We start from the raw sequence: 12,823 nt of genomic DNA, 5'->3' as shown, positions 1-12,823 counted from the left end.
ACTAGGGCAGCGTCACCCGGCGCAAGGTGATGTTGATTCGCCCGGGCCCAATCGCAGCCGGCAGAGAGGGGCCGCTTTCCGGATAAATGCGATCAATGCCGTGATAACAGCGGCGCGCCGTCCCGCCCATGATCAGCACATCGCCATGTTTCAGAACCAGCGACAGCGTGTGCCCGCCCCGCCGCAGCCCTCCGATGCGAAAGCGCGCCGTCCAGCCCAGCGAGACGGAGAGAATGGGCACATCCGTCGCCTCCTCATCCGCGTCCACATGCAGGCCCATGCGCGCCCCCGGCGCATAATAATTGATCAGCCCCGCTTCCGGCGGCAGCCGTGGATCAACAAGCCGCGCCCACAGATCGCGCAATATGGCGGGCATCTCAGGCCAGGGCTTGTTGGTCACGGGATGCAGCGGTTCGTAGCGATAGCCCTTCTCCTTGTCCGAGACCCAGCCCAAGGGGCCGAAATTGCTCATCCGCACGGAGAAGGGCCGGCCGCTTCCCGGCATGCGCGGCACGAACAGCGGCGCATCCTTCAGCGCTTCCTCGACGGCCTCAAGAAGGCTTTGGCAAGAATTCCCGGTTAAAAGCCCGGGGTAGAGCACGAGGCCCTCGGGCCAGTCCGGTTCACGGATCGCATGGAAGGTCGCCTGCATTTTCCTTGCGCCCAGCTGCTTGATGGAGGTTTGGGCCGTTCCTATATAACACCCGAGCCCGAAACCGGCCCTTTAAGTGAATCGCCGGAATTCGTTGAATTACAGGGGTTGTCAACCGGAGGCCGGCCTCCGCGAAACCAGGCGGGGCAATGAAGGCGCCTGAAGTAAGGGCTTTCACCGCCGGCCTGCCAAGAGGAGGATAGGATTGAGATGAGCAAGATTGTCGGTATCGACCTCGGCACCACCAACTCGTGCGTCGCCGTCATGGACGGCAAGGACCCGAAGGTGCTCGAGAATGCCGAAGGCACTCGTACCACACCGTCCATCGTCGCCTTCACTGAGGAAGGTGAGATTCTGGTCGGCATTCCGGCCAAGCGTCAGGCCGTCACCAACCCGGAGAACACGATTTTTGCCATCAAGCGCCTGATTGGCCGGCGCTTTGACGACCCGATCGTGAAGAAGCACATCGAGCTAGTGCCCTACAAGGTCGTCGAGGCCGACAATGGCGACGCCTGGGTGGAGGTGCGCGGCAAGAAATATTCGCCGCAGCAGATTTCCGCCTACATCCTCGAGAAGATGAAGGAGACGGCGGAGCGCGCCCTGGGCGAGACCGTGGACAAGGCGGTGATCACCGTGCCCGCCTACTTTAATGACGCCCAGCGTCAGGCCACCAAGGACGCCGGCAAGATCGCCGGCCTGGAGGTGCCGCGCATCATCAACGAGCCCACGGCGGCCGCGCTCGCCTATGGCCTCGACAAGAAAAAGGAAGGCACCATCGCTGTTTATGACTTGGGTGGCGGTACCTTCGATATCTCCATCCTCGAGATCGGCGATGGCGTCTTCGAGGTGAAGGCCACCAACGGCGACACCTTCCTCGGGGGTGAGGACTTCGACATGCGCATCGTCGATTTCCTCGCCGACGAGTTCATGAAGGAGCAGGGCATCGACCTGCGCAAGGACAGGCTCGCGCTGCAGCGCCTGAAGGAGGCTGCGGAGAAGGCGAAGATCGAGCTGTCCTCATCCACCCAGACGGAGGTGAACCTGCCCTTCATCACCGCCGATCAGTCCGGCCCGAAGCATCTGCAGATCAAGCTGACCCGGGCCAAGCTGGAGGCGCTGGTGGAGGACCTCATCGACCGCACCATCGAGCCCTGCAAGAAGGCGCTGGACGATGCGGGTCTGAAGCCCTCCGACATTGACGAGGTTATCCTCGTCGGCGGTCAGACGCGCATGCCGAAGGTGCAGGAGAAGGTCAAGGAGTTCTTCGGCAAGGAGCCGCACAAGGGCGTGAACCCGGACGAGGTCGTGGCCATGGGTGCGGCGATCCAGGGTGGTGTGCTCTCTGGCGACGTCAAGGACGTGCTCCTGCTCGACGTCACGCCGCTGTCGCTCGGTATCGAGACGCTGGGTGGTGTCTTCACCCGCATCATCGAGCGCAACACCACCATCCCGACCAAGAAGAGCCAGATCTTCTCCACCGCCGAGGACAACCAGACCGCGGTCACCATCCGCGTTTATCAGGGTGAGCGCGAGATCGCGGCGGAGAACAAGCTGCTCGGTCAGTTCGATCTCGTCGGCATTCCGCCCGCACCGCGTGGCGTGCCGCAGATCGAGGTGACCTTCGACATTGACGCCAACGGCATCGTGCACGTCTCGGCCAAGGACAAGGCCACCGGCAAGGAGCAGGCCATCCGCATTCAGGCCTCCGGCGGTCTCTCCGATGAGGAGATCGAGCGCATGGTCAAGGAGGCCGAGGCGCACCGCGAGGAGGACCGCAAGCGCAAGGAGCTGATCGAGGCCCGCAACCAGGCCGACGCCGCCATCTACCAGGCCGAGAAGACCCTGAAGGATCTCGGCGACAAGGCGGCCGAAGCCGACAAGAAGGCCGTGGAGGAGGCCATCGAGGCCCTGAAGAAGGTCATGGAAGGCGACAACAAGGACGAGATCGTCGCCAAGACCCAGGCTCTGGCCCAGGCCATGATGAAGCTGGGCGAGCATGCCTATCAGGGTGAACAGGCCTCCGCCGGTGCCGCGGGCGGTGCGGAACAGGCCGCGTCCGGTGGTGCCTCCCAGGCCGGAGACGAGGATGTCGTCGATGCCGACTTCGAGGAGGTGGACGACGACAAGAAATCGTAATCAGTGCCCCGCCCGGACAACGGGCGAGGCGTGCAGGCAAGACCGCCCCCGTCCCCCGTTCAGGTGGGGCGGGGGCCTTGCCGTATCAGCGTAAAGGCCGCCAAGGGCCTCGAAATCAGGCGCATGGATGATCCGCATCAGGCGCTCATAACCGGTGAATATGGGGGAGAGGCCCCGTGCCGGCTTGCTTTTGCCAGGATTATGATGAACATGGCGCAAGATGTTCGTGCCGGTTCGGCAGCCGCGAAACCTGCATGATTCGCCAAAGGCTGCCGCAGGCTAAGCAACGCACGGAAACATTCGGCCATGGCTAAGCGTGATTATTACGAAATTCTCGGCGTTTCGCGCACCTGCACCGAACGGGAGCTGAAAGCCGCATTCCGGCGGCTGGCCAAGAAATATCATCCGGACGCCAATCCCGACGATCCCGAAGCGGCGGAGAAGTTCAAGGAGATCAACGAGGCCTACGAGGTTCTCAAGGATCCGCAGAAGCGCGCCGCTTACGACCGCTATGGCCATGCCGCCTTCTCCAACGGAGGTGCCGCGGGCGCTGGCGGCGGCCCCTTCGACGGGTTTGGTCCGGATTTCGGCGCCGCCATGTCCGACATTTTCGAGGAGATGTTCGGCGAGTTCATGGGCGGCGGCCGCCGGCGCTCTCAGGCTGCGCGCGGCGCCGATCTGCGCGTGGATCTGGATATCACGCTCTCTGAGGCCTTCTTTGGCAAGAAGGCCACCATCACGTTGCATACCGCCGTGCCCTGTGAGGCCTGCGAAGGCACAGGCGCCGCCAAGGGCTCGCAGCCGCGCATCTGCCCCACCTGCGGCGGCCGCGGCGCGGTGCGCACCTCATCCGGCTTCTTCACCGTGGAGCGCACCTGCCCCTCCTGTCACGGGCAGGGAGAGATCATCGCCGATCCCTGCGATGTCTGCGGCGGATCGGGGCGCGTGGCCAAGGAGCGCAAGCTGAAGGTGAAGATCCCCGCCGGTGTGGAAGACGGAACCCGCATTCGTCTCGCGGGCGAAGGCGAGGCCGGCCTGCGCGGCGGCCCGCCCGGAGACCTCTACATCTTTCTTTCCGTGCGCCCACACGAGTTTTTCCAGCGCGACGGCGCGGATCTCTTCTGCCGGGTGCCGATTTCCATGGTCAAGGCTGCCCTGGGCGGCGAAATCGAGGTGCCGACCATCGAGGGCGAGAAGGCCCGTGTCACCATTCCGGAAGGCACGCAGCACGGCGCCCGCTTCCGCCTGAAGGGCAAGGGCATGCCCGTGCTCAATTCCTCGCGCCGGGGGGACATGTACATTCAGGTGGACGTGGAAACGCCCGTCAACCTCACCGAACGCCAAAAGGAGCTCCTGCGCGAGTTCGAAAAGGAGGCGGAGAACAATTCGCCCAAGTCAGACGGCTTCTTCGCCCGCGCCAAAAAATTCTGGGAATCCCTCAACAGCGACTGACCCGGCCCCACCGCCGATCCGTCTGTCTAAGAGTCCAACCGGTAATTCGCAAAACCGCTCCGTGGCCCCGCCCAAGCATCTTGTTTTGTGCATAATATCAGGTGGCCTAAGTGGGGGCACGGGACGGTGGGTGGTGCGAAAATTCACCTGAAGGCGAATTTTCGTTTGGACACGACACTTATACCGTCATACCGTAGATCAGCCGGTATCTCAGGCCATTTATTCATGCGTTTGTGGCACGAGATCCCGGCTTTAGCCCAATGATGTCCAATTAAATTGCTTTGTGTGTTGCGAATGATTTTCGTTATTAAGAGCGCAAGCGCTCACATGCACCATGGATGCTTTTACCGAGGCATTCTCCCGCCATCGCCCAAACCTGGAGTGTGTTATTTTTATATGGAATATCAACAAGTTACGTCATGCCCGGGCGTGTCCCGGGCATCCAGGGGCGGTTTACGCATGCAGGAGTGGCAGGCAAGAACGCTTCTTCCAGGCTCAGAGCTTACCGTCGGGAGGATGTTGTACATCCTTCCGGAACGTTTTGGCGGGCTTTTAAACTCCGCCTAAGGCATGGCCGGCGGGGTAACATACCCCGCCTAAACGTTCCGGAACGGGATAAAATCCCGTTCCGGCATTTTATTTTCATACGGCTTAAATCAAGCCTGGTGACGAATTCCATCGCCCACCAGACCCGCCTCATTCCTGGCCCTGGATTGCCGGCACAAAGGCCGGCAATGACGTTTTCTTTTTGTTTATCAAAGAGTTAAACAACTAACGCCCAACGCATGGAAAGTCTTTTTTCCTCGGTCGGTTTGACGGCAATATCATGCTTTCTGAATTTCCTCGGACACTTTAGAGAAAACCGCCCTCTCTGAAGCGGCTGAATGTGTGGCCATTGGCAAGTGGCTGTCTCTCAATAGGCCTGCAGGTACCAGCGGCCGCCGGAATTGCGCAAGGAGAGGCGGGATGCGCGCAGGGCATCCTGCAATTGCGCCGCCGACAGCGATGAGGTGACCGTCACTTCCGCATGCGTGCCCGAAAGGGCCGAAACGTCCACGCTTGCAACACCGGGAGTGGAAGCCAGGCGTGCCCGGATCGCCTGCCATTCCCGCAGGGAATTGAACGGCACGATGACCTTCAGCCGCGTTGCCGTCGCCTGTGCGCGCGCGCGCGCGGCCCGCTTGGCCATCACCTTCTTCTTCCACTTGTAGGTCATCACCTCGTGGAAGCGCTGCGCTGCCATGCGCGCCGCCTCGGCAATCCCGCCTTCGGGTGCGATATAGGTCTTGTCGAAGGCGATGGTGCCCACAGGCGAAGGTCCTGTCATCACCGCACGCACGGCATTCTCCCCTTTCGGCCCGGCCACGGCGACAAGCACCCCTTCCGTGTCATAACGCAGCTTCAGGGCCTGCAGGCGGCCGGCGTCTCCCGCCAGGGCATCCTGTGCACTCAGGGTCTGCTGGTCCGTGTCGTCTCCCGCCGGAATGATGACGGGCACGAGCGCATCCTCGGCATGCAGATTGCGCCAGGCTTCAAGCCAGGGGTTGTCCGCCCACAGAACGGGGCCGTCCGGCCCTTGCCACACGGGGATGATCAGAATGCGCGGCGCCCGCTCGGTTATGTAGCCCACGCCCTTGTTGCGCAGCAGCGCCCGCACCTTGCGCGGCGAAAAGCGGATGGTCAGCCGTCCGATATAGCGATTGGGGCCGGTGCGTTCCTCTTCCACTGACAGCGAGGACATCATCCGCCCAATGTCGCGCGCGGAAAGCCCCTTCAGGCGACTGGCCGCTTCCGGACTGGCGATCCGTTGCAGCAAGATGTGAAAGGCCTTTACCTGCGCTTCCGTGATCGCCTTGATCTTGGCGGTGGCGGCGTCCTTGTCTGTCACGTCCACGGCAATGCCCTTCACCGTGAACACATCCCGCCCTTCCGCCCGCGCACCATGAAAGGTGCCGATAGCGAACAGAATGGCAAGGCAGAAAACGATCAGCCGCTGTCCGATGAACCGTGTGGAAGATCCCTGGAAGAGAGACGCGTTGAATTGACTCATGAGCTGTCTTCTTGCCCCCGTGAAACGCCAGCGGGGCGCGCCAGTCCGTTTCTGCCGTGATGACCCAACTGAAAAGCCTGTGCGCCCCGGTCTCTTTTTGCTTGCGAAAGCATGCATCACCTTCCATTACATGGCTTGAATGCGAAGGTCAAAACCTGCGGGAGAACGGCTGGGAAAAGGTGCCTTCATGAGGGAAAGCGAAACGGGTTCACGTAAATCCTCGCTCACCTATCGCGACGCGGGCGTCGATATCGATGCCGGCAATGCGCTTGTGCGCGCCATCGCGCCGCTCGCCGCCGCCACGCGTCGCCCCGGCGCCGATGCTGATCTCGGCGGATTCGGCGGACTGTTCGACATCTCAGCCCTCAATTACGAGGATCCCGTCCTCGTCGCCGCCAATGACGGGGTGGGCACCAAGCTTCTGCTCGCCATCGTCACTGGCCGGCATGAGACCATCGGCATCGATCTTGTCGCCATGAGCGTCAACGATCTCGTGGTGCAGGGAGCGGAACCGCTTTTCTTCCTGGACTACTTTGCCACCGGCCAGCTCGATGTGAAAACCGCGCAGGCCGTGATCGCCGGCATCGCCGAAGGCTGCCGGCAGGCGGGCTGCGCCCTCATTGGTGGTGAGACGGCGGAAATGCCGGACATGTATGCGCCGGGCCATTATGATCTCGCCGGCTTCGCCGTTGGCGCGGTGGAACGCCATGCCATTCTGCCGAAGCGTGAGCGCATGCAGGCCGGCGATGTGCTCATCGGCCTTGCCTCCTCAGGGCCGCATTCCAATGGCTATTCGCTCATCCGCCGCATTGTTGAGCGCAGCGGCCTTGACTGGGCTGATCCCGCACCTTTCGCGCCCGGCATGAGCATGGGCGAGGCCTTTCTTATCCCCACACGCATCTATGTGTCCGCCTTGCTGAACGCCTTGCGCGCCTTGCCGGAGGCGGTGCATGCACTGGCGCATATTACCGGCGGCGGCTTTGTGGAGAACATCCCGCGCGTTCTGCCCGATCACCTGGCCGCCGAGATCGATCTTTCTCGTCTTTCCATTCCCCCCGTCTTCGGCTGGCTGAAGCGCGAAGGCAATGTCGATGATGCCGAGATGCTGCGCACTTTCAACTGCGGCTGTGGCATGGTGGCCATTGTTTCGGCCGATTGTGCCGAAGCCTTCATGGACGTGGTGCGCGAAGCGGGAGAGACCCCCTTCCTGCTTGGCCGCCTCGTCACCGACGACAAGGCGAAAGGCGCGGCAGAAAAGGTGCGTTTCATCGGACAGGCCGATTTCGGAGCGTGATCCATGGGTGTGCGGCGAAAGAAGGTTTCCGTGCTCATTTCCGGCCGGGGCTCCAACATGCAGGCGCTCGTTCGCGCCTCGCGCGAGCCGGACTGCCCCTTCGAGATCTGCGCCGTGATCTCCAACGAACCACAGGCGAAGGGCCTTTCCTTTGCCGCGGATGCCGGCATCGCCACCGCCGTTGTCGATCATCGCCAGTTCGAAAGCCGCGAGGCCTTCGAAGAGGTGCTGCATGAAACCCTGCTCGTCTTCGAAAGCGAGCTTGTGGCTCTTGCCGGCTTCATGCGCATCCTCACTCCCACCTTCGTGCGCAACTGGGAAGGGCGCATGCTCAACATCCATCCCTCCCTGCTGCCGCTGTTTAAGGGGCTGCATACGCACAGGCGCGCGCTTGAGGCCGGCGTGCGCATTCATGGCTGCACGGTGCATTTCGTCACCGCCGATCTCGATTCCGGCCCCATCATCGCCCAGGGGGCCGTTCCCGTGCTGCCTGATGATACGGAAGACAGCCTTGCCGCCCGCGTCCTGAAGGTGGAACACCGCATTTATCCCGAGGCCCTGGCCCTGGTCGCCTCCGGAACGGTGCGCATGTTGGATGGCCGTGTCGTCGGAGACTGGCAGGCGGATGAACAGGCCTGGCTCTCTTCCCCCGCCGTGACCCGCCGGTCGCTGCTGAAAGACATCACATCCTGACCGTCAGCCTTCCGCCATATGGCCGCAAGGATCAGGCCAGCACCCGCTGGGTGGGAAAGATAATGCGCACGCGCGTGCCCTTGCCCGGTTCGCTGTCGATCTCGAAGCGGGCGTGATTGGCCTCCGTCAGCGCCTTGGTCAGGGGCAGGCCAAGGCCCGTCCCCGGCTTGTCCTTTCGGCCCTTGCCGGTGATGCGCTCAAAGGGCTGCAGCGCCCGCTCCAGCTCTTCCGCGCTCATGCCGATGCCGGTATCGCGCACGACGATCTCCAGCTCCCCGCGGCGCGTGGTGCGGGCCGAAAGCATTACCTGCCCGCCCGGTTCGGTGAATTTCACGGCATTGGACAGCAGATTGAGCAGGATCTGCTTCAGTGCCCGTGCATCGGCCACCACCCGCGGCAGGTCATCCGGAATGGAACGCCGCAGGATCACGCGCGCCTGCGCCGCCTGCTCCTGCATCATCTGCAGGGCCTCTTCCGCCACGGCCTTCACGTCTACGTCGGCAAAGCGCATCTCGAACTTGCCGGCCTCGATGCGCGAAAGGTCGAGCAGATCATTGATCAGGCTGAGCAGATGCTCGCCGGACTGATAGATATCGTTGGCATAGCCCTTGTATTTCTCGTTGCCGATGGCGCCGAAGCGCTCGTTGCGCATCACGTCGGAAAAGCCGAGGATGGCATTCAGCGGCGTGCGCAGCTCATGCGAGATGGCGGCGAGAAATTCCGTTTTCTGCGCCAGTGAGCGCTCCGCCGCCTCCTTGGCGCGGCGCAGCTCGCTCTCCGTCTTCTTCCATTGCGTAATGTCACGCACCACCACGCAGAAGGCCGCCTTGTTGTCGGGCCTTTCCGCCTCGTCGCTGCGTCCGAGCTTGCCGATGGTGATGAACAGCGGAATTTTGCCGCCGCCGGCGGCCCGCGCCGTCACTTCCCGGCCTTCGTTGTAGATCGCCGCCATGTGACCGCCGCTGGCGATAGCATCCAGATAATCGGTCACGACCTTGCGGGATTCACCTTCCAGCAGATCGGCAAAGGGCCGGCCCACCGCCTCTGCCGTGCTCAGGCCAAACAGCGCCTCCGCGCCGGCGGAGAAGGAAAGGATCTCGCCCTTGCGATTGAGCGTGATGATCCCGTCGGTTGCCGTATCCAGAATGGCGCGCAGCTCTTCATCCAGCGTTTCCGGAACGCAATAGCCGCCAGCGGATGGGGGCTCCGCCGCCTTTTCCGAAGGCTGCGGGATCAGCGCCATTTCATCGGAAGGACCGTTCTCCGGGCCGGTTTTCGCATCCGTTGCCGATTCCGGTGTTGTCACATCGCTGGACGTGGCCGAGTTGGCGGCTGTCTCGGCCGTCATGGATTCGGAGTGTCTTTTCGCCTCTTTTGCATCTCCAGCGGAAGGTGCCTCATCGCCGCTCTCCAGGTCAGAAGGCGCCGTTTGATTCGCCGCAATGTCCTGCCCATGGGCGCGGGGGCGGATGGAGATGATTTTCACAGGCGCGCGCTTGGGCTGAGGCGCAATCCGTTTCTCTTCGCCCGCTGTGTCTTTTGATGCGTCTTCATCGGCGGCAGGGGCGGGGCTTTCCGCTTTCACCGGGGGTGTCGTCTTCTCCTCCGGTTCAGAGGCCGCCGTTTCATGCCGAGTCGTCGGGGGATTGGCCGCGCTGCTTTCCGAGGCCGTTTCCCTGCCCGCAGATGCGGCCTCCCGAGAAGCAACGGCGACATCCTGTTTATCGGAAAAGAGTGTTACCTGCACCAGCGCGCCATCCCGCCAGGGAAAGACATCCCGCCGCAGATGAAACGTCCGCACGCCTTCTTGCGTGTTCAGCGCAAGCGGTGCTTCCTCGCTGGCCGCGCGCAGCTGTTCGGTCAGCGCATCCCAGCCCGCATCCTCAAGCGCCATGCCGAACAGGGTGCGCGCCGCCGCATTGGCGTAATGAAACCGTCCGTCGCGATGCAGGATGATGGGATCGGGGCGATGATCGAGCACCTCCTGCACCAGCGGCGGCACCTCCGGCCGCACGCGCCCCGATGAGCGAGACGCCATGGTCGATGAAGCCGGCACCGGGCGCGCCTTCTCGGAAGACGTGCGGGCAGACACCGCCGTTTCCTTTACGGCCGTGTCATCTGCGGCCGCGTCATCCGCAAGGGGTTTTTCGCTGGCGGTCTCCGGCGTTTCGGCTGCCGTCTCTTTCAGGCGGGTTTCGGCATCCCGCCTTTCATCAGCCGTTTTATCGGCCGTTTCATCGGCCGCGCTAGCCGCTGCCGGGGCGCCTTCGCTCAGCCGCCTGAAAATGGCAATGTCCTCTTCCGAAAGCGGCAGGGGCCGGCGCGGTGATGCGGCTTGTGTATCATCCGCAGCTTTCGTCTCTTCCTCGGTGGCATCCGGCGTTGTCTTCTTGGCCGGCGTTTTGGCCTCAACATCCTCGCGTGAGCCACCAGACTCTTGGCTTAGGGACCTCTTGTCCAGGGCCTGTGCCAAGGCACCCGGTTCATGATCCGGCTCGAGTTGCGCATGCCGGTCCGTGATGTCTTCAAGGATCAGCGAAAAGGCCTCCACCGCATGCAGGCGCTCATCCAGCGGCCGCGCCAGCAGGCGGATGCGCCTGTCACCAAACCGGGTCGGCGCCGTCACCGTGCGGCTGGCCACGCCGGCCTTGCGCGCGCGAGAGAGGAAATCGGCAAGATCCCGCTCGTCCGCAAACAGGGCGGACAGCCCGCCAAGCGCATCGGCATCAAACAGCTCAAACGCCGCCGGATTGGCATAAAGCAGCCGCCCGCGCGCATCGATGGCCGCCACGGCCAGCGGCATGGCATCCAGAACCTCGCGCAAAAGCGGCGTTGCACACGCATCATCGGCGAGCAGCGGCGCATCGGCCACAATGAGCAGGCCCGGCCGCCCGTCGGGCAGCGCATGCAGATGCGCATGCGCCGAAAGCGCCTTGCTGCGCCCGGTGGACGGAAATTCAAGCGATACCGCCATGCCCTTTTCCGGCAGCGGGCGATGCTCGGCCGTGTTGGCCAGGGCTTCGCGCGCCAGATCGGCCAGCGCCGCCACGCCCGGCTCGCGCGCATCAAACGGGCGCTCCTGCAGCTCAATCAGCCCGTCCTCATTGAACCAGGCGACAGCGGCCGCATTGGCCCAGGCGATGCGCCGCCGGGCCGGATCCCAGAGAAAGGCGGGCCGGGGCGATTTTTTGAGCTGCTCTGGATCAAGGACCGTCATTCTGTTCCTGGCCTGTCCTCGCCGATGTCACAATCCATACGGTTCATTCTGATTCGCAAGCCGCGCTGTTGTGCGCGCATGATACGCCCTTCTGTCGCATTCTGATACAGCGAAAGCGGCAAAAAGGCGACAATGCGCCCTCATCCCCCCGGGTATCGCCTTTGCATGCAGGATCCGTGCAAATTCATGATCCCGAAAGGCATGCAGGCCGCCTGTGCGACCTTTCAATTCTCTGGCCGATCGGGAAGGCGAAAAATCCTCTTGAAATCCCCCGCGCCACGGAATAATTTGCCCCCGCACACGGCACGCCGCCGTGTCTGAGATATTGCTCAAATCTTGTGTGCAGCTGTAGCTCAGTTGGTTAGAGCACCAGATTGTGGATCTGGGGGTCGGTGGTTCGAGTCCACCCAGCTGTACCATTTCTCCCGCACAGCTCTTTAAGCACTGCTTTCACATCCGGGCACATGAAGAGTGCTCAGCGCCCATGCATGGGCGTGATGTCTGTTTCTTGCTGTTTGGGCGGCATGGTCTGTTTTCATCAGAAAACAACCTGAGTTCTTGCCGTTTCTGTTCGTGGTTGATCCGCATCAAGGCAGTCCCCCTTGCCAAGGGCTGCAATAGGTGGTGGACTGGATTCGCCAGGCTGGGGGGCGGAAACGGATCCGGCATCTTGGGGCCGCGCTTGGGCTTGAGGATTTGGAGCATTGCGCAGTGCGGTCCTGTCGGAAGGTCATACGGGATGCCGAAACCCGCTTCGGCTGCAATCAGGCCGTTGACATTTGGGAGGATCAGAATGAAACCGCGGACAATCCCCGTTCTTTCGGCTCTTGCCGGCGTTGCGCTCTTGGCGGTGATGGCCGCCGCTCCCGCGCACGCGCTCGTCAAGATCGGCGTGCTCACCTGTCACATCGATGGTGGCCTGGGCGCCATCGTCTATTCCAAGAAGACTCTGCGCTGCAAGTTCCGCAGCACTTCGGGGCGCGAGGAGCGCTATGTCGGCAGCATCACCAAGGTGGGCGTCGATATCGGCGAGACCACGGGCACATCCCTGATGTGGAACGTCTTCGCCCCCGGCAGCACCAAACCCGGCGCGCTGGAGGGCTCCTATGTCGGCGCCTCCGCACAGGCCACGCTGGGAACGGGCATCGGCGCCAACGCCCTCATCGGCGGCCTGAAGCGCTCAATTACCCTGCAACCGGTCAGCCTGACCACGCAAACGGGCGTGAACATCGCCGCCGGCCTGGCCGGGCTGACACTGAAAGCCGTAAGATGAACAGCCTTGCGGGGCGGAGCCGGAAGGGGCCGGTTCCGCCCCGAGCGTTTTCGGGC

The 12,823-nt window shown here is 62.7% G+C and carries 8 protein-coding genes and 1 tRNA gene; 6 read left to right on the top strand and 3 right to left on the bottom strand.

Features of this window, described 5'->3' with window-relative positions:
• Position 1 precedes the first annotated feature (1 nt).
• Entirely contained in the window at positions 2-652 is a 651-nt protein-coding gene (locus EK16_RS04800; protein WP_081910267.1) for an alpha-ketoglutarate-dependent dioxygenase AlkB, read from the bottom strand.
• 210 nt (positions 653-862) lie between these two features.
• Between EK16_RS04800 and dnaK the strand changes: the two genes are divergently transcribed.
• Both dnaK and dnaJ read left to right on the top strand, forming a co-directional pair.
• Complete coding sequence (gene dnaK / locus EK16_RS04795; RefSeq protein WP_038035059.1) at positions 863-2,788, top strand: molecular chaperone DnaK; 1,926 nt, start codon at positions 863-865, stop codon at positions 2,786-2,788.
• A gap of 306 nt (positions 2,789-3,094) precedes the next feature.
• Positions 3,095-4,240 (top strand): molecular chaperone DnaJ, encoded by a 1,146-nt coding sequence (gene dnaJ / locus EK16_RS04790; protein ID WP_038035055.1) that lies wholly within the window; start codon positions 3,095-3,097, stop codon positions 4,238-4,240.
• 913 nt (positions 4,241-5,153) lie between these two features.
• On the opposite strand, the gene EK16_RS11450 is transcribed toward dnaJ, so the two are convergent.
• Positions 5,154-6,290 (bottom strand): DUF2066 domain-containing protein, encoded by a 1,137-nt coding sequence (locus EK16_RS11450; protein WP_051928943.1) that lies wholly within the window; start codon positions 6,288-6,290, stop codon positions 5,154-5,156.
• A 187-nt stretch (positions 6,291-6,477) separates the two neighbouring features.
• Between EK16_RS11450 and purM the strand changes: the two genes are divergently transcribed.
• Positions 6,478-7,584 (top strand): phosphoribosylformylglycinamidine cyclo-ligase, encoded by a 1,107-nt coding sequence (gene purM / locus EK16_RS04780; protein WP_038035054.1) that lies wholly within the window; start codon positions 6,478-6,480, stop codon positions 7,582-7,584.
• 3 nt (positions 7,585-7,587) lie between these two features.
• Positions 7,588-8,277: a phosphoribosylglycinamide formyltransferase gene (gene purN / locus EK16_RS04775; protein WP_038035051.1), complete on the top strand. Its 690-nt coding sequence runs from the start codon at positions 7,588-7,590 to the stop codon at positions 8,275-8,277.
• Positions 8,278-8,308: 31 nt separating this feature from the next.
• On the opposite strand, the gene EK16_RS11445 is transcribed toward purN, so the two are convergent.
• Complete coding sequence (locus tag EK16_RS11445; protein ID WP_051928942.1) at positions 8,309-11,494, bottom strand: ATP-binding protein; 3,186 nt, start codon at positions 11,492-11,494, stop codon at positions 8,309-8,311.
• Between the two features lie 342 nt (positions 11,495-11,836).
• On the opposite strand from EK16_RS11445, the gene EK16_RS04765 reads away from it, so the two are divergent.
• A tRNA-His gene (locus EK16_RS04765) sits at positions 11,837-11,913 on the top strand.
• A 374-nt stretch (positions 11,914-12,287) separates the two neighbouring features.
• Positions 12,288-12,767, top strand: a complete 480-nt coding sequence (locus EK16_RS04760) for a DUF992 domain-containing protein (RefSeq protein WP_038035050.1) — start codon at positions 12,288-12,290, stop codon at positions 12,765-12,767.
• The last annotated feature ends 56 nt before the right edge of the window (positions 12,768-12,823 follow it).

The organism is Thermopetrobacter sp. TC1, from assembly GCF_000746275.1.
GTDB lineage: Bacteria > Pseudomonadota > Alphaproteobacteria > Rhizobiales > Aestuariivirgaceae > Thermopetrobacter.
The sequence above is the reverse complement of the archived record's forward strand: the minus strand, read 5'-3'. Positions and strand labels throughout refer to the sequence as shown.

Excerpts from the sequence above, each read along its gene's own strand:
- EK16_RS04800 (WP_081910267.1), bottom strand. The coding sequence starts at position 652 with ATGCAGGCGACCTTCCATGCGATCCGTGAACCGGACTGGCCCGAGGGC.
- dnaK (WP_038035059.1), top strand. The coding sequence starts at position 863 with ATGAGCAAGATTGTCGGTATCGACCTCGGCACCACCAACTCGTGCGTC.
- dnaJ (WP_038035055.1), top strand. The coding sequence starts at position 3,095 with ATGGCTAAGCGTGATTATTACGAAATTCTCGGCGTTTCGCGCACCTGC.
- EK16_RS11450 (WP_051928943.1), bottom strand. The coding sequence starts at position 6,290 with ATGAGTCAATTCAACGCGTCTCTCTTCCAGGGATCTTCCACACGGTTC.
- purM (WP_038035054.1), top strand. The coding sequence starts at position 6,478 with ATGAGGGAAAGCGAAACGGGTTCACGTAAATCCTCGCTCACCTATCGC.
- purN (WP_038035051.1), top strand. The coding sequence starts at position 7,588 with ATGGGTGTGCGGCGAAAGAAGGTTTCCGTGCTCATTTCCGGCCGGGGC.
- EK16_RS11445 (WP_051928942.1), bottom strand. The coding sequence starts at position 11,494 with ATGACGGTCCTTGATCCAGAGCAGCTCAAAAAATCGCCCCGGCCCGCC.
- EK16_RS04760 (WP_038035050.1), top strand. The coding sequence starts at position 12,288 with ATGAAACCGCGGACAATCCCCGTTCTTTCGGCTCTTGCCGGCGTTGCG.